At 39.7% G+C, this 26,480-nt stretch carries 23 protein-coding genes and 1 other annotated feature; of the genes, 5 read left to right on the top strand and 18 right to left on the bottom strand.

Annotated elements, in window-relative coordinates:
- Positions 1–29: 29 nt before the first annotated feature.
- The 6 genes from I7804_RS10665 to tyrS all read right to left on the bottom strand — a co-directional run bounded on the left by I7804_RS10665 (position 30) and on the right by tyrS (position 10,259).
- On the bottom strand, positions 30–1,331 hold the full coding sequence (locus I7804_RS10665) for an amidohydrolase family protein (RefSeq protein WP_248403371.1): 1,302 nt from the start codon (positions 1,329–1,331) through the stop codon (positions 30–32).
- A 137-nt stretch (positions 1,332–1,468) separates the two neighbouring features.
- Positions 1,469–2,305, bottom strand: a complete 837-nt coding sequence (locus I7804_RS10660) for a purine-nucleoside phosphorylase (RefSeq protein ID WP_022759035.1) — start codon at positions 2,303–2,305, stop codon at positions 1,469–1,471.
- A gap of 145 nt (positions 2,306–2,450) precedes the next feature.
- Positions 2,451–4,385: an ABC-F family ATP-binding cassette domain-containing protein gene (locus tag I7804_RS10655; RefSeq protein ID WP_248403369.1), complete on the bottom strand. Its 1,935-nt coding sequence runs from the start codon at positions 4,383–4,385 to the stop codon at positions 2,451–2,453.
- Between the two features lie 341 nt (positions 4,386–4,726).
- On the bottom strand, positions 4,727–6,694 hold the full coding sequence (locus tag I7804_RS10650) for a serine hydrolase domain-containing protein (protein ID WP_248403368.1): 1,968 nt from the start codon (positions 6,692–6,694) through the stop codon (positions 4,727–4,729).
- Positions 6,695–7,012: 318 nt separating this feature from the next.
- Positions 7,013–8,803 carry a DUF3298 and DUF4163 domain-containing protein gene (locus I7804_RS10645; protein ID WP_248403366.1) on the bottom strand — a complete coding sequence of 597 codons (1,791 nt, stop codon included), beginning with the start codon at positions 8,801–8,803 and terminating at the stop codon, positions 7,013–7,015.
- A 232-nt stretch (positions 8,804–9,035) separates the two neighbouring features.
- Complete coding sequence (gene tyrS, locus I7804_RS10640) at positions 9,036–10,259, bottom strand: tyrosine--tRNA ligase (protein WP_248403363.1); 1,224 nt, start codon at positions 10,257–10,259, stop codon at positions 9,036–9,038.
- Positions 10,260–10,364: 105 nt separating this feature from the next.
- Positions 10,365–10,752: a binding site (T-box leader), on the bottom strand.
- Positions 10,753–11,075: 323 nt separating this feature from the next.
- Here tyrS and I7804_RS10635 point away from each other — a divergent pair.
- Positions 11,076–11,618 (top strand): VanZ family protein, encoded by a 543-nt coding sequence (locus tag I7804_RS10635; protein ID WP_248403362.1) that lies wholly within the window; start codon positions 11,076–11,078, stop codon positions 11,616–11,618.
- 117 nt (positions 11,619–11,735) lie between these two features.
- Here I7804_RS10635 and I7804_RS10630 read toward each other — a convergent pair whose 3' ends face one another.
- The 10 genes from I7804_RS10630 to I7804_RS10585 all read right to left on the bottom strand — a co-directional run bounded on the left by I7804_RS10630 (position 11,736) and on the right by I7804_RS10585 (position 18,623).
- Positions 11,736–11,975 carry a hypothetical protein gene (locus I7804_RS10630; protein ID WP_248403360.1) on the bottom strand — a complete coding sequence of 80 codons (240 nt, stop codon included), beginning with the start codon at positions 11,973–11,975 and terminating at the stop codon, positions 11,736–11,738.
- Between the two features lie 159 nt (positions 11,976–12,134).
- Positions 12,135–13,010, bottom strand: coding sequence for a CPBP family intramembrane glutamic endopeptidase (locus I7804_RS10625; protein WP_248403358.1), 876 nt, complete (start codon positions 13,008–13,010; stop codon positions 12,135–12,137).
- Complete coding sequence (locus I7804_RS10620) at positions 13,007–13,147, bottom strand: hypothetical protein (RefSeq protein ID WP_248403356.1); 141 nt, start codon at positions 13,145–13,147, stop codon at positions 13,007–13,009. The genes I7804_RS10625 and I7804_RS10620 overlap by 4 nt, the downstream gene beginning before the upstream one ends.
- Positions 13,148–13,281: 134 nt before the next feature.
- Positions 13,282–13,659, bottom strand: a complete 378-nt coding sequence (locus I7804_RS10615; RefSeq protein ID WP_248405963.1) for a metallopeptidase TldD-related protein — start codon at positions 13,657–13,659, stop codon at positions 13,282–13,284.
- A gap of 223 nt (positions 13,660–13,882) precedes the next feature.
- A complete protein-coding gene (locus I7804_RS10610) occupies positions 13,883–14,260 on the bottom strand; it encodes a hypothetical protein (protein ID WP_248403354.1) in 378 nt (125 codons plus the stop codon).
- Between the two features lie 226 nt (positions 14,261–14,486).
- Positions 14,487–14,924: a LytTR family DNA-binding domain-containing protein gene (locus tag I7804_RS10605; RefSeq protein ID WP_248405962.1), complete on the bottom strand. Its 438-nt coding sequence runs from the start codon at positions 14,922–14,924 to the stop codon at positions 14,487–14,489.
- Between the two features lie 5 nt (positions 14,925–14,929).
- Positions 14,930–16,291 (bottom strand): alpha/beta hydrolase family protein, encoded by a 1,362-nt coding sequence (locus I7804_RS10600; RefSeq protein WP_248403352.1) that lies wholly within the window; start codon positions 16,289–16,291, stop codon positions 14,930–14,932.
- A 277-nt stretch (positions 16,292–16,568) separates the two neighbouring features.
- On the bottom strand, positions 16,569–17,897 hold the full coding sequence (locus I7804_RS10595) for a DUF4153 domain-containing protein (protein WP_248403351.1): 1,329 nt from the start codon (positions 17,895–17,897) through the stop codon (positions 16,569–16,571).
- Positions 17,898–17,911: 14 nt separating this feature from the next.
- Entirely contained in the window at positions 17,912–18,121 is a 210-nt protein-coding gene (locus I7804_RS10590; protein WP_073390514.1) for a helix-turn-helix domain-containing protein, read from the bottom strand.
- Positions 18,122–18,131: 10 nt separating this feature from the next.
- A complete protein-coding gene (locus I7804_RS10585) occupies positions 18,132–18,623 on the bottom strand; it encodes a DUF2975 domain-containing protein (RefSeq protein ID WP_073390513.1) in 492 nt (163 codons plus the stop codon).
- A gap of 302 nt (positions 18,624–18,925) precedes the next feature.
- Here I7804_RS10585 and I7804_RS10580 point away from each other — a divergent pair, with 302 nt between their 5' ends.
- Positions 18,926–20,749: a methyl-accepting chemotaxis protein gene (locus tag I7804_RS10580; RefSeq protein WP_248403349.1), complete on the top strand. Its 1,824-nt coding sequence runs from the start codon at positions 18,926–18,928 to the stop codon at positions 20,747–20,749.
- A gap of 110 nt (positions 20,750–20,859) precedes the next feature.
- Here I7804_RS10580 and I7804_RS10575 read toward each other — a convergent pair whose 3' ends face one another.
- Together I7804_RS10575 and I7804_RS10570 are read right to left on the bottom strand one after the other, a co-directional pair.
- Positions 20,860–21,432, bottom strand: a complete 573-nt coding sequence (locus I7804_RS10575) for a hypothetical protein (RefSeq protein ID WP_248403347.1) — start codon at positions 21,430–21,432, stop codon at positions 20,860–20,862.
- A 71-nt stretch (positions 21,433–21,503) separates the two neighbouring features.
- Positions 21,504–24,026 (bottom strand): sensor histidine kinase, encoded by a 2,523-nt coding sequence (locus I7804_RS10570; RefSeq protein WP_248403345.1) that lies wholly within the window; start codon positions 24,024–24,026, stop codon positions 21,504–21,506.
- A gap of 278 nt (positions 24,027–24,304) precedes the next feature.
- On the opposite strand from I7804_RS10570, the gene I7804_RS10565 reads away from it, so the two are divergent.
- The 3 genes from I7804_RS10565 (at position 24,305) to I7804_RS10555 (ending at position 26,424) form a co-directional block, all read left to right on the top strand.
- Positions 24,305–24,796, top strand: a complete 492-nt coding sequence (locus I7804_RS10565) for a DUF2975 domain-containing protein (protein ID WP_248403343.1) — start codon at positions 24,305–24,307, stop codon at positions 24,794–24,796.
- Between the two features lie 11 nt (positions 24,797–24,807).
- Positions 24,808–25,023 (top strand): helix-turn-helix domain-containing protein, encoded by a 216-nt coding sequence (locus I7804_RS10560; protein ID WP_022754408.1) that lies wholly within the window; start codon positions 24,808–24,810, stop codon positions 25,021–25,023.
- Between the two features lie 63 nt (positions 25,024–25,086).
- Positions 25,087–26,424 carry a DUF4153 domain-containing protein gene (locus I7804_RS10555; RefSeq protein ID WP_248403341.1) on the top strand — a complete coding sequence of 446 codons (1,338 nt, stop codon included), beginning with the start codon at positions 25,087–25,089 and terminating at the stop codon, positions 26,422–26,424.
- Positions 26,425–26,480 lie beyond the last annotated feature (56 nt).

Here is a 26,480-nt window from a genome sequence, read left to right as displayed (position 1 = left end):
TAATTCCGCTTTGCATCTTTTTTTATAGATCATCTTCCAAGTTCGTGCCTGATCCTGGCCTTGATATTCTCTGCTTCAAGGTACAGATCATGAGGATCTACGCCTATATTGAACCTGCCGTCTTCATATCTTATAACTCCGGCGATCATGGTCATCTTAATATTCTGCTTGCTGCCGCTGTATACGATATTCTTGCAGATATTGTTAATAGGCTGCATGTTGGGCTGATCAAGATCTATCATGATGATATCTGCCTGCTTACCAAGTGCAAGTGTATCGCAGTCATTAAGGCCCATAGCATGAGCCCCGTTAACTGTAGCCATCTTGAGAACTTCATTTGCATCTATTGCAGAAGCATCATCGCAGCGAAGCTTGGCAAGACCTGTAACAAGGAACATCTCTCTGAAAAAGTCCAGACAGTTGTTAGAAGCCGGGCCATCTGTTCCAAGAGCAACAGGTATTCCATGTCTTAGATAATCAGATATCGGTGCGATACCTGAAGCAAGCTTGACATTAGATCCAGGATTAGTAACAACATACATATTCCTAGACTTAAGGATCTGCATATCTTCTTCATTGACATGAACAAGATGGTAACCGCCACCTCCAAAGTCAAAAAGTCCCATTGATGAAAGGTACTTGACAGGACTCATGCCATAACGCTCTATGCAGCCATCTGTCTCTGCCTTGGTCTCAGCTATATGGGTAAAAACAGGTGCCTTGTACTTATGAACAAGATCTGAGAATTTTGTCAGAAGCTCAGGTGAACAGGTATATTCTGCATGGATTCCCATAAAATATGAATTAAGAGGATCATCTTCTGTATTAAGCTCATTGTACATCCTCTCTACAAGCTCTAAAGACTGCGAGAAATTGTTAACACAGCCAACCTGTACACACCTCATACCGGCTTCTCTGCAGGCTCTTGCTATTGTATCCGGTGTCAGATACATGTCAAAAATAGATGTGATGCCGCTTGTAAGATATTCAAGTATTGCAAGCTTGGTAAGAGAATATATATCTTCTCCCGTCATATGAGCCTCAACAGGGAATATCTGATCATTAAGCCATTTCTGTGTTGGAAGGTCATCAGCAAGCGATCTCATAAGTGTCATAGCACTATGAGTATGTGCATTCTTAAATCCCGGCATGAGAAGATTCTTCTTGCAGTCTATCTCACGATCGAAATGCTTATAGATATTGGCTTTTGCAGCTTCATTATCAGTTCCGACAAAAGATATCTTGTCTGCGTTAACCCATACTTCACCTTCAAATACAGGCTTATCCTCCTCCATAGTGAGGATCCTGGCATTGTAAAACCTGATGTTCACTTTATGTTCCTCCCGAAAGCGTCATTTTTAACCTCATGTCGCGAGCAAAGCGAGTGACTAATGGTTCAAATTGGTGGAGCTCGCGACACCAATTTGGGTTTGAAAGTGAAACACTTTCAAACTTAAAAAAACTCTGATCAAAGATCTCCAAACTGCTTAACTGCCTCTGTTACAAGCTTTGCAAATCTTGGAGCTGCCATATCTGCTGCCTCCTGAACCTCTTCATGATTAAGAGGATTCTGGCTCATACCTGCTGCAAGATTACTGATGCAGGATACGCCGCAGATCTTCATGCCCATGTGATTAGCTGCGATTGCTTCTACAACTGTGCTCATACCAACAGCATCAACTCCAAGAGTTCTGAGCATGCGAATCTCAGCAGGTGATTCAAATGAAGGACCTGTAAGCTGGCAATAGATACCTTCCTTGAGATCGATCTTGTTCTCGATAGCAGTCTTTTTGAGAATATCCTGAAGATCCTTGTCATATACACTGCTCATATCAGGGAATCTTAATCCAAGTCTGTCATCGTTTGGTCCCATAAGAGGATTGGGAGCAAAACAGCTGATATGATCTGTAATGAGCATCAGATCTCCTGCGCTGAAATGGTAGTTAACGCCGCCACTTGCATTAGTAAGAAAGAGGATCTGCGCTCCAAGCTGCTTCATGACTCTTGCAGGAAGAACTACATCAGAAATAGGATATCCTTCGTAATAGTGTACTCTTCCTTTCATGCATACAACAGGAGTCTTACCAACATATCCAAATATGAACTTGCCGTCATGTCCGGGTACTGTCGATACAGGGAATCCTTCAATCTCTGAGTATGATACTTCCGCTATTATATCTATATTTTTAGCATAGTCGCCAAGACCTGATCCAAGTGTAAGAGCTACCTTAGGAACGAAATCTGTCTTTGCCCTGACTGCCTGTGTACATTTTTCAACCTTTTCAAAAATCTGAGTATTTGTCATAATCCACCTCTTTCTGAATCAGTTTGATTGATTCTATATCTATTATCATATATATCTGATCAAGATTTATTATATACCCTAAGCTCCCACTTGGACTGACCGGCATATCCAGACTCTTTACAGTGGCAGGCAGTATATAAATCATTTACTCCTTGTTCTGCTTAGCGATCTCTTCAGCTTTTTCTTCAAGATAGACATATCTTTCCATAAGCTCTTCCAGTCTTTTTTCCTCTGCTTCTTTTTTCTCACCAAGTTCTCTGAGCTTACCAAAGTCAGTTGCATTTGCGAGTATATCTTCTTCAAACCCAGCAATTTTTTCTTCAGACTTTGCTATGTCATCTTCTATTGTCTCATATTCCTTTTGTTCTTTATAGCTGAATTTCAATTTATGGCTGCCTCTTCCATCATTTGATGAAGGCTGGGTTCCTCCACAAGGAATGTCTTGACCGTTATTTAGTGATGCTCCGGAAGCTGCAGTTGAATTAGAACCTGATGAGCTCTTGTTTTTTCCGGAAGCGCCTGTAGTATCGTCTGCAAAATCCCAGGACAAGCTTCCGTCAACACCTTCCTTATGAGTTTCGAAGAACTCTGTATAGGATCCGTTGTACAAATGAATGCCGCCATATGAATCAAATGTCAGCATGCGTCTTCCGACTCTGTCCAGAAAGTATCTGTCATGAGATACTGCAATTACTATTCCGGGAAAAGAATCAAGGTAATCTTCAAGTATCTGCAAGGTCTTGATATCAAGATCATTGGTAGGCTCATCCAGTATCAGAACATTAGGTGCCTCCATAAGAACTTTACAAAGATACAGTCTTCTTTTCTCTCCTCCTGAGAGCTTACCTATCGGCTGATACTGAAGGCTACCTTCGAACAGGAACTTCTCACACATCTGGGATGCTGAGATATAGCCATCATCAGTCTTTATATACTCTGCAGTATCCTTGACATAGTCTATAACTCTCTGATTATCGTCCATGGTATCGGCTTCCTGAGCATAGTATCCGATCTTGACAGTCTCTCCGATCTCGATATGACCGCTATCAGGAGGGATGCTGCCTACTATCATCTTCATAAGAGTTGTCTTACCGCAGCCATTTGGACCCAGGATACCTATACGGTCATCTCTTGTAAATGTAAAGGTGAAGTCTTTGATCAAAGTCCTGTCACCATAGCTCTTACCTATGTTATAGAGTTCAATAGTCTTTTTTCCAAGTCTTGAAGAGATTGCAGATATCTCAACATCACCATCAAATTTGAGCTTTTCTTCATCGCGAAGAGCCTCATAACGCTTTATATGGGCTTTTTGTTTGGTGGAACGGGCACGGGCGCCTCGCCTCATCCACGCAATTTCTTTTCTCAGAATATTGGCATGCTTGTCCTGAGTCGAAAGCGCAGATTCTATGCGCTGAGCACGAAGTTCAAGGTAACCTTCATAGTTGGTATCATAGGTATAGAGTTTTCCCTGATCGACTTCTACTATCTTGTTGCAGACAAGATCAAGGAAATACCTATCGTGGGTTACCATAACAAGAGCGCCCCTATAATTCTCAAGATAGGTCTGTAGCCACTCGTTCATGGCGTTGTCCAGATGGTTTGTAGGCTCGTCCAGAAGAAGAATGTCGCTGTTTTCAAGAAGACGTGCGCAAAGCGCAGCCTTTTTCCTCTGGCCACCGGATAATTTGGAGACTTTTTGACCTATATCATTAAATCCAAGGATGTTGAGGATCTTCTTGGCTTCGCCTTCTATCTGAGCTTCAAATTCCTTGGCTTCAAATGGGTCTCGAGGATGCCTTCTTGCAACGTTCTGGGACACAACATATTCATAAAGGGTATAGTCCATATCAAATTCAGGATTCTGAGGAAGATAGGAAATGACCACGTTGTTACCCTTAACGATATCTCCGGAGTCCTCTTCCACCTGTCCGGCTATAAGACGAAGGAGCGTGGACTTACCGGTTCCATTGATACCGATGATACCGATTCGGTCACCCTCGTCAATTCCAAATGATGCCCCATCAAGCAGCACTTTATCTGTAAATGCCTTAGAGACATCTTTCATGGATAATAAATTCATCTAAAAACACACTCCTAAAAAACTTTCAAAACCAGCTCAAACTTCTCACTTGGGCAGATCAGAATCCCTCCAAGCTTTTACAGGGCCAGGCCGTATATAAAAGACGCAAAAAAAGCCGAGAGTTTGAGTAGATCACATCTTTTTATTTTACTATAGATAACAATTCTGCGCATCTTGCAATCTGGCAAATCGTGTTTGCGATTATGTATTGCCGTATATACGCATATATAAAATATTCTGGGCATTCCCCTTTTACATCCTGTAATGGCGGGAATAGAAGTACATCCATGTACTTCTGGGCATTCCCCTTTTACGTCCTGTAATGGCGGGAATACTACGGCTTAAAGCTTATCAGAATTGTCTATATCTGTGCTATCCTTATCTTCATTACTTGCATTTATATTTTCAATATCTATATTAACCTTTTTAATATCATCCTCGTTATCACCACTTCCCACTACGCCATTGTCCTCTTCTTTTATAAGAAAGCCGTGGACTCTGGGATTGATCGTATAATGTATTGTCTTTCCTACAAGGAATGACGCACCAAACTCGTCAAGCTTGTTCATGATCATGCCTTGAATCCCCTTGCTGCTGGTGATCGTAGACAGAGCCCCTGACAAGAGGTTATTGCCTGGATATTCATTAAAATGGACATCGATTCCATCAGGTATATTGCTGCCTCTAAATCCTCTTGTGTCCTCCTGATCATACTTACTTCCAAGGTAAATGTTGATACGCCTTTCACTGGTCTCTTCTAAGAAAAAGATCCTTAGCATTATCGCCATTCTGTTGTATTCATCAGTCGAAAGCCTTGTCTTAACTACCGCATCATACACTTCACCGTGTATATTAAAAGAAACCTTGTTCTCATACATGTCAGCGCCGCATAAAAGTGTATAGATCTGATCACCTTCATAGATCTGAACGCCGAACCTCTTTCTGTCTACAGGTACAAATCCAATCTTTGTAATACCATCTGTAAAATTGTTGTGTGTTATCTGCATCATAAGTGGGAAGATACCTATTCCGCTATCGCCAAGATCATAATAACTTCCATAAAGGGTTCTGATCCTCATGATCTTGTCCTGTTGATTATCATAGGCATCGGACCTTCTGTTCCACCCACCTCGGAGTATGAGCTTACCCGGAACCTCTTTTTCCATAATGCGATCTATAGTCTTATCAAGGAATCTGGAAGTCATGGGATCTTCTGATAAAGGCTCATCTGAAACCTCAATATCTCTCATCTTCTCATAGAGGATGTCTGTCATAGCACCAGTCTGGAACACTTCGTTATTGCCTGCATTAACAGCAAGGACCATGTCGATATCCGGGAATATATAGACATTTTGTCCCAGCATTCCGTTGAAGATATACGAACCTTCCCTGCTGTTTAAAAGCCACAAGTGATAGCCATAGCCGGGAGCATCAGGGATGTCAGTTGTGGCATGCTTGGTAGTAGATGCCACAACCCAGCCTTCAGGAACCAGCTGTTTACCTTCCCACTTGCCTTTTTGAAGGTAGAGCTGGCCTAATTTGCACATATCTTCTATTCGAAGGAATAGGCCCCAGCCGCCTTTGGTGATGCCTTTGGGACATGCTTCCCAGAATACGCGCTTAATGCCCATGGGATCAAAGATTCTTTCTTTGACAAAATCAAAAAGGCTCTGACCTGTTATGGCAGTAACTACCGCTGAGAGCATGTATGAGTTCATGGAATTGTAGCTAAACTCCTTGCCCGGAGCAAAAGATGTGCCAGAGTCCATAAAGCCCTTGACCCAGTCATTACCTGAGATAGCGCCCGCTTCATTGAACTGAACGCCGCTGGTCATGGACAGTAGATGTTCTATAGTCACATCACGAAGACGCAGCATGGAATTAAGAGTTTTTTTGTCAGGAAGAAGGTCTATAAGTTTATCTGTGATGTTTAACTTGCCTTCGCCTATGAGGATACCTATAGCCATGCCTGTTACAGACTTGGACAGGGAGTGGACGATATGCCAGTAATCAAGATCATATGGAGCAAATGCAGTCTCGCCTATAACCTTGCCATGTCGCATCACCATTATCTTGTGCATATTGGCCTTGGGGCATTCATGAAGTGCTTCAAAAAGGTCCTTGACCCACCTTGATGAAACGCCCTGAGACTCAGGTGTTGCTCTTTCAAGGAATGTCTCGCCTTCTTGAGGCTCTTTATAAAATGCCGGTTTTTGCGGTTTATAATCAACTTTGCTGATCTCGCCTGTCTGATGACCGACAAGGCGCATAAGAAGTTCTCCAACATAAAGATCCGATGAAAGTGCCATGATGTGTACCTCCGCTTTAGTTGTTTTGCTGACTTAAGGTAGAAGCTGTTTATATAATCCTCAGGCTACCTTGTCTCTCGTCGTAGGGGCTGCGCCCCTGGGCACTCCTCGTACGGATTACGCCTGAGGATTATATAAACAGCTTCTACCTGATTGTCGCTATAATATCTATAGTATGATGTTCAAAAGTTTCTCATTACATGATAACACAATTTACAATTTTTATACGAACATGGCTTTTGTATAAGTAATAAAAACGTCCCGGTTTCCCAAGACGCTTTTTATGAAAATAGATAATATATACTTTCTCAGAATGCTTTATCCTACATACACGATTCCTGAAAAGTATTCTGTTACTTCTTTATTATTTATATAGCCAGGATACTCAAGTGATGAAAAATAGATTCTGTATATAGTACCGTCATCTGCTTCTACATCTATATAAGAGTTATCATCGCATCTTATAGGTACTACTACGGTACCTACAGGGATAGTGGTTTCTTTTCCTGTATCCTCTCCATCTTCAACTATATTGGCTGGAACTGCCATAATAACTGTTATCTCATCTGATACAACGTCATCTATCGCATATGCTTCATCATCCGTAACAGGCATTCCATCATCGCCTACATGACATATGGTCAGATAGGTGAAAGTTCCAAGTCCAACTCCGTAATTCGTAAGGAGAATTTTCTCAGGATTGGTCCAGATAGCGGCGCCTTCATAGTCGCCGTCTATATCAATCCATACTCCGTCACGATAAAAGCAATCTACAGCCTTGACCTTACCACCTGTAATATCAAAGACTGCAAAAACTTCCATATCGTTTACATCATCACACATTGCATAGATATACTCTCTGCCATCACCTGTATACACATGATATACTCCACGTTCCAGAATAGTAGGATCTACATCTACATCCAAAGTATCCCTACAATCGCCGTTTACCAGAGTAAGTGATGATGAATAGGTACCGCCTTCGTCTTGATATTCAAAATGCATCTTATCTGCACCCTTATAAGTAGCATCCTTATAGCTTGCAATATCATCCGGTTCCATATAACCTGTACCATCAACAAGCTTATAATCATCATTTATAAGGCTCTCATCATAAGAAAAGCACACATCAAAAGAGCCTTCAGCATAGCTGGCTATCTCATATGCATTAAAGAATACATGAACACCATCATAGGCAAAATAAAAATTAAAGTCTGTTTCATAGTCTTCGCCTGTATAGTCATCCATCTTGTCGGGATCCGGGCTGAATTTGTAATGGCTTAAATAATCATCCGGATTTACAAAAGTCGAATCTCTTTCTTCAAACTGCTGTTCAAGCCTTCCTTTAAGCTCTTTTTTGAACTCATCCTCTGATACTGTCAGCACATCAGAAAGTGCGATAGTCTCACCGGTTGCCACAATGAAGCTCACGCCTACCATATAATGATAAGGGTGCGCACCGCCTGCATATAAATCATTTTCACTAACAATACTTAATATCCTGGAGTCAGATCTTGTTACTTTATCGCAGGCATCGTTATAATATGAAGGGAATTCATCCTCATTATAAGGTGGTTCGCTATCTTTTATGCTTTCATAGTGCTCTGTAGCCTCGCTATACATGGATTCACTATCAGATGTGTATGTCTCAAGCCCCTCATCAGCCCTCTGCCTTAAGACTTCGTAAAGCTTTGGATACTCGTCTTTATAATCATCAATTATCATGACTGAGCTAAAGCTAGTTGTCAGAAGAAGTGTCTTATTGTCATCATCTGAGCGTCTTGTGTCATATCGGCCTATGACCTTATATATAGGAATATCAGCTATATCTGTGACTGGCACTTTGTTATCATCTGTATCACTATCTTCATCTGCCACAGTGCTGGCATCTGCAGAAGAATCTGAAGATGTACCCTTATCTTCTTTTGTGGCATCTATATTCTCATCAGCTGACAGGCTCTCTCCGGCATCTCCTATCATTTCTTCAGAATCACCTTCAAAAGAGTCTTTAGTCAAAGACATGTCTGGCATAGAGCAGCCTGCCAGAAGCGCCGCTGCAAAAACAGGTGCTACGATCTTTTTTATATGTTTATTAAGTCTTTTTCTCATCCTAAGTAGTCCCTCATAATAAAGTTCCGTTTTCATCTACTATGCCAGCTCGCTCGTTTGTAATAAACGAATGAGATATTCTGGCATGATATGCTTTTGCATTCTGATATTACCTTCAAAGAAAAAAGCAGCACTAAAAATGTACTGCTTTTTCTTTGTCTTTTACTTGTCTTTTACTTGTCTTTTACTTGTCTTTTACTTGTCTTTTACTTGTTTTTTCCTTATATCAGGTTCAAAGTGTAACCTTCTTAAATGCCTTCTTACCACGACGAACCATTACACCGTCTCCATCAAAGAACTCTTTGTCATATGTAGTAGCTACGTCAGTAACTTTCTCGTCTGCTACAGTTACGCCGCCCTGCTGAACATTACGTCTTGCTTCTGATCTTGTAGCGCAAAGACCTGCAGATACAAGTACCTGAAGGATATCAACCTTGCCATCTCTGAAATCCTCTTCCTTAAGAGCTACAGAAGGAACATTTGCAGAGTCACCGCCGCCTGCAAAGAGTGCTTTGGAAGCTTCCTGAGCCTTCTTAGCTTCTTCCTCGCCATGAACCATGTTTGTAAGCTCGTATGCAAGGATCTCTTTGGCTTCATTGAGCTTAGCATCCTTCCATGTAGCCATCTCTTCGATCTGCTCAAGAGGAAGGAATGTAAGCATTCTGATGCACTTGATAACATCAGCATCGCCAACATTTCTCCAGTACTGGTAGAAATCGTATGGTGATGTCTTCTTAGGATCAAGCCATACAGCGTTTCCTGCTGTCTTACCCATCTTCTTGCCCTGAGAGTCAGTAAGAAGTGTGATAGTCATAGCATGAGCATCCTTACCAAGCTTACGACGGATAAGCTCTGTACCACCAAGCATGTTGGACCACTGATCGTCTCCACCAAACTCAAGGTTACAATCGTACTCCTGGAACATGTGATAGAAGTCGTAAGACTGCATGATCATGTAGTTGAATTCAAGGAAGGACAGGCCCTTCTCCATACGCTGCTTGTAGCACTCTGCTCTGAGCATATTGTTAACTGAGAAGCATGCACCAACCTCACGAAGAAGATCTACGTAGTTGAGCTTTAAGAGCCAGTCAGCGTTGTTGACCATAAGTGCCTTGCCATCAGAAAAATCGATGAACTTCTCCATCTGCTTCTTGAAGCACTCTGCGTTGTGGTCGATGTCTTCTCTTGTAAGCATCTTACGCATATCTGTACGTCCTGATGGATCACCAATCATTGTTGTACCGCCGCCGATAAGCGCGATCGGCTTGTTACCTGCCATCTGAAGTCTCTTCATAAGTGTAAGTGCCATAAAGTGACCAGCTGTAAGTGAATCTGCTGTACAGTCAAAGCCAATGTAGAATGTAGCCTTACCACTGTTGATAAGCTCTCTTATCTTCTCTCCATCTGTTACCTGGGCAAGAAGGCCTCTTGCCTCGAGTTCTTCATAAACTCCCATTTCTCAACCTTTCTGCACATATTGTGCCATATCAATTTATTCGCGCTTTAGGGCTTATTATTAATATAAATGACATAAAAAAAGCCCCTTGCGCTGTTATCAGCTACAAAGGACGGATATATTCTTCCGTGTTACCACCTTTATTCACATAAGACTCACGCCTTATGCCTCAGCAGGTACTCATCCTTACAAATGGCGTTCTGACAGGATATCCTGACATTATCATCTAAGAAATGAAGACCCTTCCACTGTAACGGTTGGATTTCCGTCTTCCCATACTTTCATTTAAGAATAAGATAATATCACACAGAGATGACAATCCCTAGTCAAAGTCTTCGATCATAATCTTCGATCAAGTTACCATATTCTATCGAATGTTTCCGGGAAGCTGCTCACGGAGGTATTCATCAAGAGCCTGTAGCTGCGCCTCTCACCAAACGGCAACTCTCTGTAGCTAGAACAATTGACTACTTATTCCGATCAATGCATTTACTTCTATATATTCTAAAAAACAGATTAAATAAAGTCAAGATAAAATATATGAAAACTTGAATTTCTAGCAGTAGGAATACGCCTCATCGTACTGCCTGCATTTTATTTTCTTGTTTTTAGCAGTAAGAACAGGAATGATTTCTCATACGTCCATATATAATCGTTTTTTCGTGTACATATTTTGTTTAAACAATTGCAAAAATTGCTTTATTTTCGGTTTACGTTAACAAGATAAAATTAATTCAAGGGTATAGTAAACAATCCAGATGTAATTTATCACCAAAACTGTTTACTAAAAAAATCTTCAAAAAGGGGCGACTGACTATGAAGAAAACAACGGGTAGAACTATTGATCTAATGTTCCTTTCATTAACATTTTCAACTGCTTTAGTACTTGCGCTTATCATACATCTCACAAGGCAAAGCGGTGCTGATACAATAAGCACTCAGAATCTTATAGTGTCTCTTTTTCCGGAGCTGTTCCCAAAGCATTATCACAATGCTATATGGCTTATGCTGGAACTTAACAGTGCAAGGAAGATGGCTCACATATATGAATTCGGCGCACTTGGCCTTTTCATGACTCTTATGATCATCACATCTCCTGTCGGCAAGAAATTGAGGAACAACACCGCTTCTACTAAAATTATATTTATGTATTCTGTTGGTATATGCTCCATGGCAAGCTTCTGCGATCAAATTCACAAGACTTTTATAGTATATCGCCACTTCGATGCTCAGGATCTTGTGCTGGATGCTATCGGATATATCACAGCGTCTGCTTTTATATGCGCCTTTTATTACATTAAAAAGCACCCCATAATCCATAAACCCAAATATAAGATTACGCCAGACCAGGCTTTATAAAATCGTTATTTAAAAAAGAAGTCATCCAAATGGATGGCTTCTTTTCGTTCGAGATTATTGTTAATTCCTTCGATTCAATTATTGAAGCATCAGAAACTGTGGCATTGATCTCTTTTACTACTTATTTTCTTTCATTAAAGCACTAGCGCGTTCTATGTACTCTTTTGCCTTATCACTCGAAAGATCATATCTCTTATTTAGCTTATTCTCAATAATTTCTACAGAGATGTTATCTTCCAGCTTATCTTCTATAAAAATGAGGATAGCCTGATCACGTTCTTCTTCGCGTCCTTGTTCATATGACGATTCTTTAACATGATTGATATGTGCTTCTTCGTTATATTCAGTAAACAGCATTTCCTTCGCCTCCATTCTATTGGATACAGGATGTATCTGGTACATGCTCAGAAATGCATGGATGCATTTCTATGTACGTACTTCCAGAATTTCTTTCATAATGCCTTCTTTTGTTCCATTATAGAATACCACGAACTGAAGCATCACAACCATTTTCGTTCAAAATACTTCGATAGCTTCCTGATTATTTTCACTGGCAGCAATCTTCTTAAGTACTATTTTGATAAGAAAAGCACAACCTATCGAGATTACAAAGAGCACAAGCCCCGTCGTAAGAAATGAGCTGGTCTGCGTTCTTTGAAGCTCTGCTGTCTCCTCAAGATTTATTCCTGCTGAAGCTGTTGAAAGCTCTGCTATCATAACAACAGCATATCCAAAACTATTGATTATCGTATGCATAATGATAGATGTCCAGATACTACCGCTTGCAAAATTTGCAAGGGCAAATATAAAGCCCAAAACCATCGCATAGCATATCTGATTGATGTTAAGATGAAGGACGCCAAACATGATAGCAGAGATAGATGCTGCAACAAAAAGAGAAGAAACTTTCTTCAATCTGTTAAAGCAAAATCCCCTGATAGCAATCTCTTCACAAAGTGATGCTACTATAGCCACCACAAACCAGGATCCAAATATTGATCCTGACATTTCTGAAGCAGACTCTATCGCTGTATTCGGGACAAAAATCTGTGACAGAACATTTGCACACGTATATAAGGGAAAACTAAGGATCGTAAGTACTATTGTCCAAAGAACTGTTTTAAATCTGATCCGACGAAATCCAAAACTCTCTGTAATACTCTCACCTTTTAATACAGTGTAAATGATCGCCGGCATCACAATTCCCAGCTCAACAACAGTCCCATACACATAAAAAGGAATACTTACTCCATTGAAAATAATATAAGAAAAAGCATTACTGAGAATTATATTTGCCAGGACCATCAAAGCATAAGTAGCAATAATTCCTATTATTGTACGTCTTTTATCTGTCTTCTCTTTGTCGGCCATCTGAAACACTTCTGCATTCATATCTTCTCCTCCTTCCAGTTCTTATCGTACAGATCTATAGGCGCGGGCAACTTACACTGTAGATATTCAAGACGCCAGGCCTTACATTTTTCTCTCATCAACGGGGTTTCAAGTGATAAAAAGCTCATATTATCCATAACTAATACCTCCTGCCATGTAATTGGTATATCTTTTTCTGATTATCAATTTACTACCAAACGAAAAACAGCCCCATGATTTCACTCATTTAGGGCTGTTTTACACTGATATTATTTTATTAATAGATCAATTCTTATTTACCTGAAATAACTACGCCGCTAACAGCAATATATGGAACAACAGAGCTTCCGTCGCAAATCTGTTCCTTGGAGATATCACGGATATTTTTTACGATCTCTCCAAGATTTCCGTTTACCATAGTCTCGGATACTGCATACTTTACTTCTCCGTTTTCGATAAAGAAGCTGTTCTTGGCAACTCCGGAGAATTCTCCATTTGTTCCAGGTTCTCCACCGGAATATCCACCCATGATCAATCCTTTATCAACAGACTTGATCATTTCTTCTAGCGACTTATCTCCAGGCTCAACAATAAGATCCCAACCTGTATTCTTAACTACTGGTCTTCCTGTTTTATTAGCAGCATATAAACTTAAGCTGTGAGTTTTCAGAACGCCTTTTTCTATAAGCGTTACATCCTCAGTCCTGAAGCCGTCCTGAGCACAGTCTGGACACCGTCTTCAAACAATGCCTTTTCTTTTTCAAAAATGTCTGTCAGCATAATAACCCTCCATTCAATAAAACTGTATCACTCATTATACTTAATATATTAACTATATACAATCAATAAAAAACAGACCCAAATACACTTATCCAGGTCTGTTTTACACTGATTTATCTGATTGCGTTTTCTTGTTTTTCCTGATACTTGAGAAGATCTTCCGTCATATCTTTAGCGGTCTTTAAGTCAAGCCACCAGATTATGAGATTAACCAGTACAAATATTATTACTATACTTATTGCAACTCCCACTGCTGCCGCGATCAGCTCTGATGTAATCTCTCTTCCTCCAAACATAAACGCAAGCATAAGCACTATGATAAGAAGCATATTCATCACTTTGCGTATCAGCTCCTGCTTAACCGATAACTCTTTCTTATCTCTTATCACAATACTTGGAATCGTCCCAATAAGCCCATAGATAAGCGGATACATAAACGCTTCATACCCAAAGACTTGCTCCGGCTCAAGGAGTTTTCCCAATATAAGCATTGCTAAGTTAATTAAAGTCACCGTTATAAAAAAACTATTCAATATATCTCTTATTCGTTCCTTCATAAACAATCCTCGAATTAATTCCCTATACCTATAATATCTTTATGATTGCCATGCTCAAGCTCCGCCCACATAAAATCTAACAAAAGCCTTGATGATTCCTGAGGATGGCAGTTAATAAATCCATGTCATCCTCAGGAATCCGCAAGAACCTAAATCCATGTCATCCTCGAAGCCTTTCTTTAATCTCCGCCACATATTTTCTTGAAATGATAACGTTTTCATTATTCTTAAGCTGACAAAGGAACCTTCCGTTAAGTGCCGGTTTTATCGATGTTATTTTCATAAGATTCACAACAACCGACTTAGAGATCCTGGCAAAGCTTCTATCTGCAAGAAACTCTTCGAATTCATACAAGCGCTTATGAGATTCATAACAGCTCTTAGACAGATAAATGAAAGTCTTGTCATCCACAGCTTCGATATAATAGATTTCAGAAAGTGGGATCTGATACTGTTTTTCCTGCTTTGTAGCTTCAATAGTGCCCTGATGGAGCTTAACAAAACGGATAATCTCTTCTACCCTGGAATCGCGCCTGTGGCATCCAATCTCAATATATTCAGTTTCTTCGCTCAGTATCTCTTTGACCTTAATCTCCACTATTATCAATAACTCTCTTCTACAGAGAATTCTCCTTCGTTTTTTAGATAGCAGTCATAGAATCTTAAGATGATGCCGTTCATGGTATCAATGCACTCTCCCGCATCCACACTTCCTGTGCCAAGCATATCTGCAAGGAATGGAGATATAAGCGGAAGATCTGTAAAATTCATATGTCCTGCGTTCTTAAAGTACGTTTCATATCCGCAGGTCGCGTTTTGCAAAACAACATTATTGGCATATGCATACGAGTTCTGTACTGCCTCGATTTCGCTGTTATGATGCTCCTCATTATCTATTGCAAGAAGAGGTGCCCGATAAGGCTCATCATTTATCGTAACTACGCCGTTTTCTACGCCTGTCTCTTCGCCAAGCATCGTTCCGTCAATATCTATAACTGCAGATATATCATCTCTTCTTCCCACCGTAACAGCAGTTGCACCACCAAGTGAATGTCCCATCAGACCTATTTTATCAAAGTCAGTTGCTTCAATAACAGATTCGATGATGCCTTTATCCTTCTCATCATAAAGCCATGCGTCTGACAAAGCTTCGCTATCTCCAGCTTCCTTAAGTTCATCTATTACAAAATTCATGTCAGCAATGCGAAGATCCATCCACTTAGATGTAATGTCATAGATTTCTGATTCCGGAACATCGCTGCTGCCAACATTAAGAGCTGTATTAAAAAACTCCGGATCAACTGTAATTGTCTTACCTGAAGAATCTTTTGTGAAAAAAGAATGATACGGGTGGTCAAGACTTACTACAACATATCCGTGGCTTGCAAGCTCCATATAAGTAGAGCTGTTACTCTGATAATAACCAAAAGCGCCGTGGCTGAATATTACAAGAGGAAGGCTGTCTTCCTTAAAATCATCTATGTTCTTTGGAAAATAAAAATGAACCGGAACTTCACGATAAGAACCATCGTCTTCAAAGGTCTCTACTCTGTTTTCATCAATAAGTATCGCCTGAGCCTGCGCAAATTCATACTCTCCTGTCGTCTCCCTACCGTTATAATCCCTTATAACAAATGCAGGAAGCATACTCATTGCGAAAATGATAATTCCACCTATACAAGATAATACTATTGTAACACGCTTTTTAGGCTTTTCGTTTTTACGACTCACCAAAAATGAAATTAGTGCAATTATAAGCCTTATAACCAGAAGACCAGCAAGTCCCTTGTACCTTATGGATGATCCCGTTCCAGGAAGGAGCAAAAGAAGCAAAAATGCCATTTCTGCAATACACAGCAGGAGCCTTCTGGAGATCCATTCTTTCTTTAAGGGTTTTCTTAAAAACTCTGATACTGTAAAGCCGATTTCGATAACAAGTATGATAAGTAATAAAATAGTTGCCATTGTTTAACCTCATGTCGCGAGTGAAACGAGTGACTAATGAGTTTGAAAATATTATATTTTCAAACTCCGACCGCCTTTCTGTTTTATAAATCGACTATATATCCGGCACAGCCTCTATTCAATGCGTGCACTGGTAAGATGCACAAATCGGCGGTGAAATGCATTTTTGCAAAAAGAGCCATAAATAGACTCCCCTATAGGTTTTAGTACTATTTATGACTCAATATGAAAAACTATTTATAACTGCCTTCGACAGCCAATCTCAACTGCCTATATCTTAGAAGTTTCCCAATACCACAATTGAGAATGTCGCTGCTGCGAACAAGATTCCGATCTGTGCAGCTGATATCTGTTTATAAAGTCTAACAAGTATGAGCACGCACCATACCACAATGTTGACTACAACCCATGATGAGAGGATTCGTCTAGGTGTAAAGCCATATCCAACGATATATACGCCAAGCTGGAATGCTGCAAGAAGTGCAAATGCAAGTGCAAATACAAACAGTATAGTTGCAAGGATCCTTGTTTTCTTCTGTGTCCACAATGCTTCTTTGGACACAAAACATGAAGCACCCATTATTGCCATGTTAAGAACTACTACTCTTACAAGCTGCCAGAAGCTTCCAACTGCATATTCTGAAGCTTCGTGAGCTGTTGTTGCGATATTGCCGTTTAAAAGGTCTATAAATGCACTGATAAAAAAGATCCCATACAATGCGCATACACTTCCAATGATTATATATGCAGAATAAGAAGGAAGTGTGTGGAAGATTTCAGTTTCTTCCTCAAGTTCTTTTGCAGATACAACTTCTTTTGTTAAAGATCCCGCTACCAGAGCATACAGCCAGCATCCAAAAGGAATTGATAACAGGATTATAGGAAATGTCTCTTCAAAAAATTCCGCTATACTATCTGCAGAAAAAATATTTACCCAAAAATCAACAAATCCTTCGCTGATTCCTGCAAATGTCTTAGATACGCCGACAAGCTGTGAAATTGCTATAGCGCAAACGATGATTGCTACGACAACACTGACTGCTATTATACCAAGATCTTTGTTTTTAGGCTTTTCTTCTTCATCGTCAGGAGCCAAAAAATCTTTTTCTTCATCTTCAGGTTTGCCTTCTTTATGGAAAAGCTTTCTGGCTCTAAGGAGAAAATTACTAATAGGAACCATTACTGCTCCTGTAAAACAGTCGGTGAGAAAAAAGATACCACTTCTTCCTGCTGCAAGGATTCCCATACGACACATTACATAATAGATGATAGTACCGTGCCATATCAAAAGCTGATATATATCCCAGTCTCTGTGAAGTCCATAAACACAGGCTGCTATTGACTGCAGTAAAACACAGATCATGAATATGACCGGCTCTACAACTGATTTGCCGTTTTCTTTGAGTTTCTGATAGGTATTACCAAGAAGATATGCAAAACTTTCTGTCCATAAGATAAACAACACTGCAAAGATAAGCATCCATACGCTTTGACCATATACTCCAAATAAATCCTGGCATAAAACAAATTTCAAATAGATGTAACCAATTATATAACTGATAATTGCTGCTATTTTAAATACATTTGATGTTGATATTGTCTTCATAACGACCTCCATCGTTACTCCTTATCCTCAACATATTCAAGGATATCTCCTGGTTGACATCCAAGCTCCTTACAAAGGGCGTTAAGGGTGGAGAAACGAATTGCCTTAGCTTTATTATTTTTTAAAATTGAAAGATTGGCCGGAGTTATATCAACTCTGTCAGCAAGATCACCCGAGCCGACATGTCGCATAGCCATAACTACATCTAAATTCACTCTTATCATGGCTCTCTCCTTATACCGTATAATCCAGTTCGTCTTTCATTTCCACTGCCTTACTAAATGCGTTCATGACAACTCTGATGATCGCTGTCATAAAAGCTGCTGCTGCGCAGATAAGCAAAATAAAGAAGCCGCAGGTAATGCCCATGATGAATGTAAGCACGCAGGCCATCAGTACTACATCACTTATGATCTTGAGTGATCTTACATTACGTTCAGAAAATACTTCTCCGCCATCTATCCTTACAACCAGTCTGTAAAGCTGATATAGCATTACAAACAATATGATAGCGCAGATATATCCGCCTATAATGATGATCCAGAATCTCGGATACCCTGTAAGCCAGGGAGATTCAAAGACTCCTTCGTTTGATTCAAGCGTCACATAAGAGACGATCTTCGGCCCGACGATGCAAGTTATCACCGAAGCAATAGCCACAAGTATTATAAAGATCTTAGTAACCTTTACACTTGTAATAAGGCTTTCTTTATTCTGTTTATTCATTTGTGAATTCCTCCATGGAGAATAGCTAAATTCATGAGCTGAATTCATGAGCTGAATTCATGAGCTGAATTCATGAGCTTTTATAAATTAATTAAAAGAAAAATTGATTATCATTTTATCAAATAATTTCGTTTAATTCCGTTAATAAATTACCGAAATATATATAGTTATCTAAGCTGTAGGCTTTTTTATTAGACAAAACGCATAAATTAATAAATAGTTTTAATTATTTAATCTTTATTTTCAAACATGCCGATATATTAATCAGCAGTATATGAGCAAATTTCTGAGGAGGTATAAAAATGGCGAATAATAATTCTGAAAACGAAGTTCTCGCAAGCTCTACCGCTACACCAACAGCCTCTAAAAAAGGTGGTTTCTTACAGACAATACTATTTCAAAACCTAGCTGTAAACGTTTTGATCCTCGCAGCAGTTATCGTCGTTATCGCCGTCATGATAAATGGAATGAATTCAATGAAATCTACGGCGGTTATGGCCAGCACTAATGAAGTAGATACACTTATTGCAGAAGGTAAGCTTCGTCAGTGTACCTTGCAGATAGATGGAAGCCTTAGTGCTCTGATAGGTGCTTCAAGCATGGCAGGTGTTGACGATGAAACTTTGCAGGGATATGCAGATACTATGGAAGCTGCAGAAGCGCAGATCCCGGCTCTTACTGAATATCTCAGTACCAGTCTGTTGGTGACACAGTTTGCAGATGGAGAAGAAAGATATGCTGCTTTGGAAGGAGCACTTAATGCATATCTTGCAGATGCAGATGCCATCAAGGACAGCTGTATGGTCAGAGATGTAGAAAGTGTATTCGCCGTTGTAGGAGCAACTTATTATCCAAATATGACAGCGCTGAATGAGCAGTATGATGTAGCAGAGACTTCACTAACCTCGCTGTCTGCCGGTCTTGGTGATTACCTCCAGCTGACTCTAAACAAATCCTTAAATAATGCTATCATTGGTATAATCGCAATCGTTGTATGCATCCTTGTAGGCCTTGTTCTTAGTATCACAAGGATCAGCCGTAAGATCAGTGCTATTTCCAATGAAGTTGGCACAATGATAGATAACATCAATGCAGGAAACGGTGACCTGACATCCCGCATTCAGACAACAACAAAGACTGAGCTTTGGTCAATAACAGATGGATTTAACCAGTTTATCAGCACTCTTCAGGGAATAATAAGAGATGTAAAAGACGGAACCGGAGTTCTCTCATCTTCTTCAGAAAAAATGACTGAGCAGATCCAAAAGGCCAGTGACAATATCACTAATACTTCGGCTGCCCTTGAAGAGCTTTCTGCAAGTATGGAAACAGTATCTACAACTGCAGATCAGATTAACGGAAGACTTGATGAAGTTAAGGATGCAGCCGACGATATCAGAAACGAAGCCGCGCAAGGCGCTCAGACAGCAGTTAATATCAAGAAAGAAGCAGATGATATCAAGGATACTGCAACTCAGAAAAAAGAAAATACCGGCACCAGAATCACTGAACTTAACGAAGTTCTTCAGACTTCTGTTAAAGATAGCGAAAAGGTATCCCAGATCAATGAGCTTACAAATGTCATTCTGGACATTGCATCCCAGACCAATCTCCTTGCACTTAACGCATCAATTGAAGCTGCAAGAGCCGGTGAAGCTGGTAAGGGATTTGCAGTCGTTGCAGAAGAAATCAGCGCACTTGCCGAAAACAGCCGCCAGACAGCAGGTAACATTCAGGTAATAAGTAGTGAAGTTACAACTGCAGTTAAGAGTCTTTCAGACAACGCCCTTGATGTTATTGATTTCATTAATACTACAGTAATCGCAGATTATGATGCTTTCGTAGAAACCGGTGAAAAGTATGAACAGACTGCTATCATGATGGATGACATGCTTAATAAGTTCTCAGACAAAGCTGACAACCTCAATTCCATCATGGAAAAAATGTCCGAATCAGTACAGTCCATCACAGAATCAGTTAAGCAAAGTACAGAAGCCATCAGTATGTCAGCAGCTAACTCCTCTGAGATCGTTGGCGAGATCAACGGCATCGACAACGCCATGAGTGAGAACAACAAAGTTACGGAAAGCCTTAATCACAGCACAAGTATCTTTAAGAACCTGTGATATATGCCATTACCTATACCTCATTCTCATATGTAATAAGCAAATAATTAAAAAAGATGCTTATAGTTAAGCTTTAAACCTAACTATAAGCATCTTTTTTCTTTTTCTTCTCAGCCCATTCCTGCTGTGAAAGATATAGATATTACAACGTTATTATCGACTGTAAATCCAAGTGTGAATCCTGAGATTATGTAGTTAACTGTTGTATAACCAGCATCATCTGACTCGAAGGATGGTGTACCATAAGCTGCAATCACATCGTCATAAGAATCGCCTACAGAGATTCCTTTGTTTGTTTCTACACCCTCGCTGTATGTGAAGATTCCGCTGATCTCTTTATCATCACCTTCGCCAAAGAACTGAATAGTGAAATCATCATAAACGACATTGCCAAATTCGTCTTCCTTATCAGACTCGCCAAGCTTATCTACTATATCCTTGTAACTATCAAATAATGAAATCTCAACAGTTCCATTTGACAGGGTTGTATCTGCCTTTTCATCTGTAGATTTATAGGTTACAGGCTCACTTCCAATGTCATCAACCTGATCTTCGACCTGATCATCTGATACTACCTCTATATTATCAGCATCACTTGCGCCATCGTTACCTGTCTTTGAACATCCAACAATAGAAAAACATACTACCGCTGATAAAATAACTGCTACTAATTTTTTCTTCATAATTCTGTCTCCAATCTTAATTGTCTTATATATAAACATGTTTTAACATGGATATATTTGGGGATGCACTTCTATGCACAGGTTTCCTCCGGGAAGGATACGTCTACCTTAAACAGATCTCCATCAACCGTAAGCTCCATCTTGCCTCCCATGGATTCTGTCAGTGATCTTGCGATTGAAAGTCCCAGTCCATTACCTTCAGTATTTCTTGAAAGGTCTCCTCTTACAAATCTCTCCATAAGTTCATCTGCCGAAATATTCAGCTTTTCTCTGGAAATATTCTTAAAAGTATACTGGGCGCGACCGTCTTTTTCTTTGAGCTCAACATAAGCTCTTGTGCCTTCCTGAGAATACTTGACTATGTTGCTCATAAGGTTATCAAATACTCTGAAAAGGTATCTGTTGTCGGCTTTAACATATACATCTTTTTCCGGAACTTCTGTAACTACTGTGATGTTCTTATCTGTAAGACGGTCATCGAATTCACCGATTGACTGATTCAGAAGAACTCTTGCATTTACATTTTCGATATTAAACTTGATGCTGCCAGTAGCTGCCTTGGATGCTTCAATAAGGTCTTCAATGAGCTTTTTAAGTCTCTTAGCCTGTCTGTCCAGAACTTCAAGGTAGCCTTTGGCTGTCTCGTTTTCAAAGTCTTCTTTTTGAAGCAGATCTACATAATTGATAACAGAGGTAAGTGGTGTCTTGATGTCGTGAGATACGTTAGTAATAAGTTCTGTCTTCATTCTCTCACTCTTCATGCGCTCACTTATTGCATTATTAAGACCGCTTGCAATTTCATTAAGGGCCTCGCCATGCTCTTCAAAATCTATGAACATGCCTTCAGTATTAACTGATACGTCCATATTGCCTGATGCCATTTCTACAGCTGCTTTTTTGACCTTGCCATAATCAAGAAGAACTTTGACAAGTACAAGTGCAAGAATTATCTTCTCAATGAACCATAAAAAGATAATGGAGTCCATGTCATCGATGGTTACCATGCCCAGGAATTCTAAGATCACTATAACAGCACTGATACCAATTATCCTGTAGCCCCACTTAACAGTTCTTAAAACCGCTACTACTTTGTCTTTTATGCGTCCAAGGATCTTGCCGATCCACATGATGATCTTGTAGCAAAGGGTATTTCTATAAAAATGGCCTGACTTAAAGTTTATTACTACGCTTTCAAACCACAGGGTTCCTATAATGACAGCAATTATTGCTCCAAGAACTATGATAAAATACGCACCAGCATTTTCAGGGATCTGGGTTTCATATGCATAGCCCATGAGGATTCCCGGTATGCACTCTGCAACACATGTAAGGGCAAAAGTCACTTCCATAGGGAAACTTGCAAGGATATCAGTATTAAGTGAGCCCTTATTTTCATACTGACCTGCTCTGACTATCAATACTATTACTAATACGAGAAGAACAAGAGCTGCTACAACACAAGCCACTGGGAGCAGGATATGAAGAACCGGTATGATTTCTAAATAATATGAAGCCTGAACAAAAAAGCTGCCGGCGGTCTGTATGTCTCTTGGGAAACTTATCACAGTATAAAGATCATAGTTTGAATCAAATTTTTCTGCATAAACAGTTGATACTGAATCGAGAGTACATGTCTCTATATCTGAGTTCTTGAGCTGGTCATGAAGATCAGTAAGATCCGCAACATTTGAAAGTGCCAGAACTCCTGATGAAGTATAACCGTTTAGTTCAAGCACGTACTCGCTGTCATCACTTCCAAGTGAAGAATATGGCTTGCCGTCAATATAAAGGATGTTTCCGCTTGTAACAGATCCTGCTGCAGGTGTCTGTGCTGTATTGATTGTCTCTGCAGGAAGATTTTCTTCATTATCTGTAGCGTCTTCGGCTGTAGCCTCTTCATCTGTAGTATTATCTGTCTCGTCTATTTCAGACTCTTCTGCTGTATCCTGCTGCTTTTCATCTGTACCTTCATCTGTCTCTTCTGCTGCAACATATGAGTGATCTTCTACCTCTTCCGGAACCTGACTTGCCCAGATGCGATCATAGATATTAGTCGTATTGTAGGTTCCACCCTCATCTGACATGGTATAGCTATATGAAGCTTCGCTCAGAAGATAAAATTTCTCGCCGTCCCAGACATAGGCCTTTTGTCCAAGCATGTCATAGCCTATTCCCTTTATATCCTTGATCTCAGATTCATATCCATAATAATCATTGATAAGATTATTTTCTCTGAATAAGAAATCAAACATATTTTCAGAAAGAGAGAAATCAGTATAATCTGACACATATACACTTACTGTATAATACTCAGCAGGAAGCTCACCATCGAAATTCTTGAAAACAAATGTATTATCATCATTTAGATCAAGCGACCTGATACTGTCAAAATCACCTTCTATTACTGCGATATTACATCCATTATCTTCCATGAACTGGGCATTAAAGTCCTGATCACGGGCGGCTAAAGCCCACACTGCATTGTCGTAAGCAGCCTGATCCATAAGAATTGTCTTAAGAGTGTTTCCTGAAGCATACATAATCCCAGCATCATCCATAGCAATTATTACGCCAAGGCATGTTACTAAAATCACAGTACATATACAAATAGCAATTATATTTAACAGCTTTATTATGCATACCCAATCTTTAGCCAATCTTTAGCAAAAGACGTTCTTTTTGATTCTCAATAAAAATATATCGATAATCGATAATTTTATATTGACAATCGATTTATTAAGATTTATTATAAGCTCAGAGCTCAAATAAGTGGTGTGTAGTACTTCGCTGTTGCATTTTTGGATATAGAACATAATGCAATATGTTGTAGTATATACAATAGGCGCCGCTAACTCCATGGAGGATAACATTAATGGACAAACAGAATAATGCAGGCTCATCTATGAGCGTAAAGGTAACGAAAGTATTTATAATACTTGTTGCACTGGCATCGATAATTTCATGTATCGTTGGACCCAGGATCGTAAGATATGTGACCTTGGAATCACATGACGGAGTATTTAACTCACCATGGTTCATAGGGTATCCCAGATTCTGGATGATTATAGTACTTGGGTATATCTGTGCTGTTATTTTATTCGTAATGCTATACCAGCTGTATATGCTTGTATGTAGGATAGATAATGGTGAAGTCTTTTCCCAGCGCAATGTCAGATCATTGAAGATCATCAGCAATGTGGTGCTTATGGCATGCATTCTTACCTTTATCATGGGGATAACCTGCGGATATTTTATTCTGCTTATCTTTGCAGCAGCTGCATTTATGACAGCAATCATCAGAGTTGTCATGAACGCATTTGCCAAGGCAGTGGAAATGAAAGACGAACTGGATTATACGGTATAAGGAGAAAAGCCATGATAAGAGTTAATTTGGATGTAGTTATGGCGATGAGACATGTCAGCTCCGGTGATCTTGCAGACAGAGTGGATATAACTCCGGCCAATCTTTCAATCCTAAAGAATAATAAAGCCAAAGCCATCCGATTCACTACGCTTAATGCGTTATGCAAGGAGCTTGGGTGTCAGCCCGGAGATATCCTTGAATATGTTGAGGATGAGGAGAATGCTTAAAAGTTTTTGGGGGAGCACGATCTCTTTGGCTTTATAAGTCAGTATGACAGATTGGAGATCGATATGGAAAAAATATCTGAAGCTAAAGTTTATAAGTTTTTTGCAGTCGTTAGTTTTGTAATAGGCTATTTTTATCTTAAGCATGTGCTTATTAATGATTTTTTGGAAGGCAACTATATAGGCCATGAGTATATCAAGTGGCATGTACCATTTTTTGCAGTTTTATTTATTGCTTTTACAGAAGGCTTTGCATATCTTATGGGCAATACTTATGCAAAATTCAAAGAAACAGGAAGGTCTGTAATAGAGCCGGCTATCCTTATAGGATGTATCATCATCCAGTCTGTGGCTGCTTGCATTTATGGACTTCATGATGCCTGGTGGTTCTATCAGTTTTGCATCTGGCATTTTACGATCGTATACTACGTGCTTAGCAGGATGGGGGTTCTTGTTGCCGGGCGAAGCGGTATCTTTTTTCCTTTGGATGCGTTTAGAGGCATGGTGGCGATCCCTTTTAGTAACTTTATCTTAAGGGCACAGAAGCTGTTTGCAAGAACTTCGCATACATCAGTTAGATCTAAAGTAAAAAAGCAAATTGCTAAAACTGATATTGGAATCATCATAGTAAGCGTTATCATAGCTTTGGTGGTCTGCGGATATGCTTTTTCACAACTTATAGGAGTATCTGAGACATTTGCAGCACTTGGCAATGGTATTACCAATTTTATGGTAAATATAATTTCGATAGATACAATATCTGATTTGGTTTATTCCTTCTTTGATGATTTCTTTTGGTATTTTTTATTCTCTATACCGGTAGGATGCTGGCTGTATGGACTTGTAGCTGGTTCACTTGGGATGAAAAAAGATTCTGTAACAGATGAGAAGCTTGAAAAAGAATCCTATCACAGACTTCCTTCATATTCTGCATATATCATCATCGGAAGTGTATGCGTACTATATGCTATCTTTTTTGTCAGTGCATTTGTAGATGTGATGAGCGGCAGTATCGCAGCAACAGCTCCGCAGGCATCACGAGAAGCTGTAGGAAGTTTCTGGCAGCTTATAAGAGTAGTCGGTCTTAATATGGCTATCATGTTCGCTTCATGCTTTTTCTCAAAGGAAGCATTGTGGGTTGAAAGAGGAACCAGGATCCTTGCAACAGTATTGTTTGTATTCGCACTTTGCTTTGCACTGCTTGCAGCATGGAACCTTGTAGGTGTATACATTGCCGTATACGGGATAACGCCAAGACGTATACTATCTTCATGGGTAGTTGTCAATGTCATCAGCTGGTGCATCCTTATACTTATAAGACTTTATAAGAAAATACCTGCAGCACAGATCGGAATCCTGTTTGCAGCAGTGACATTCTCACTTACTGTGTGCGGTAATTTCTAAAGAAATGAATTGCACAGCTTGAAAGGATTAGTATCTGTTCAAGCCGAAAAAAAGCG

The sequence above is a fragment of the Butyrivibrio fibrisolvens genome (assembly GCF_023206215.1).
GTDB classification, from domain to species: Bacteria; Bacillota; Clostridia; order Lachnospirales; family Lachnospiraceae; genus Butyrivibrio; species Butyrivibrio fibrisolvens_C.
The sequence above is the reverse complement of the archived record's forward strand: the minus strand, read 5'-3'. Positions and strand labels throughout refer to the sequence as shown.

Coding starts and splice junctions, on each gene's coding strand:
- I7804_RS10560 (WP_022754408.1), top strand. CDS start 24,808: ATGATAAGAGTTAATTTGGATGTAGTTATGGCGATGAGACATGTCAGC.
- I7804_RS10575 (WP_248403347.1), bottom strand. CDS start 21,432: ATGAAGAAAAAATTAGTAGCAGTTATTTTATCAGCGGTAGTATGTTTT.
- I7804_RS10610 (WP_248403354.1), bottom strand. CDS start 14,260: ATGCTTATATTGGGAAAACTCCTTGAGCCGGAGCAAGTCTTTGGGTAT.
- I7804_RS10580 (WP_248403349.1), top strand. CDS start 18,926: ATGGCGAATAATAATTCTGAAAACGAAGTTCTCGCAAGCTCTACCGCT.
- I7804_RS10555 (WP_248403341.1), top strand. CDS start 25,087: ATGGAAAAAATATCTGAAGCTAAAGTTTATAAGTTTTTTGCAGTCGTT.
- I7804_RS10655 (WP_248403369.1), bottom strand. CDS start 4,385: ATGAATTTATTATCCATGAAAGATGTCTCTAAGGCATTTACAGATAAA.
- I7804_RS10635 (WP_248403362.1), top strand. CDS start 11,076: ATGAAGAAAACAACGGGTAGAACTATTGATCTAATGTTCCTTTCATTA.
- I7804_RS10645 (WP_248403366.1), bottom strand. CDS start 8,803: ATGAGAAAAAGACTTAATAAACATATAAAAAAGATCGTAGCACCTGTT.
- I7804_RS10585 (WP_073390513.1), bottom strand. CDS start 18,623: ATGAATAAACAGAATAAAGAAAGCCTTATTACAAGTGTAAAGGTTACT.
- I7804_RS10600 (WP_248403352.1), bottom strand. CDS start 16,291: ATGGCAACTATTTTATTACTTATCATACTTGTTATCGAAATCGGCTTT.
- I7804_RS10620 (WP_248403356.1), bottom strand. CDS start 13,147: ATGGATAATATGAGCTTTTTATCACTTGAAACCCCGTTGATGAGAGAA.
- I7804_RS10565 (WP_248403343.1), top strand. CDS start 24,305: ATGGACAAACAGAATAATGCAGGCTCATCTATGAGCGTAAAGGTAACG.
- I7804_RS10595 (WP_248403351.1), bottom strand. CDS start 17,897: ATGAAGACAATATCAACATCAAATGTATTTAAAATAGCAGCAATTATC.
- I7804_RS10625 (WP_248403358.1), bottom strand. CDS start 13,010: ATGAATGCAGAAGTGTTTCAGATGGCCGACAAAGAGAAGACAGATAAA.
- I7804_RS10590 (WP_073390514.1), bottom strand. CDS start 18,121: ATGATAAGAGTGAATTTAGATGTAGTTATGGCTATGCGACATGTCGGC.
- I7804_RS10660 (WP_022759035.1), bottom strand. CDS start 2,305: ATGACAAATACTCAGATTTTTGAAAAGGTTGAAAAATGTACACAGGCA.
- I7804_RS10630 (WP_248403360.1), bottom strand. CDS start 11,975: ATGCTGTTTACTGAATATAACGAAGAAGCACATATCAATCATGTTAAA.
- I7804_RS10650 (WP_248403368.1), bottom strand. CDS start 6,694: ATGGCACTTTCATCGGATCTTTATGTTGGAGAACTTCTTATGCGCCTT.
- tyrS (WP_248403363.1), bottom strand. CDS start 10,259: ATGGGAGTTTATGAAGAACTCGAGGCAAGAGGCCTTCTTGCCCAGGTA.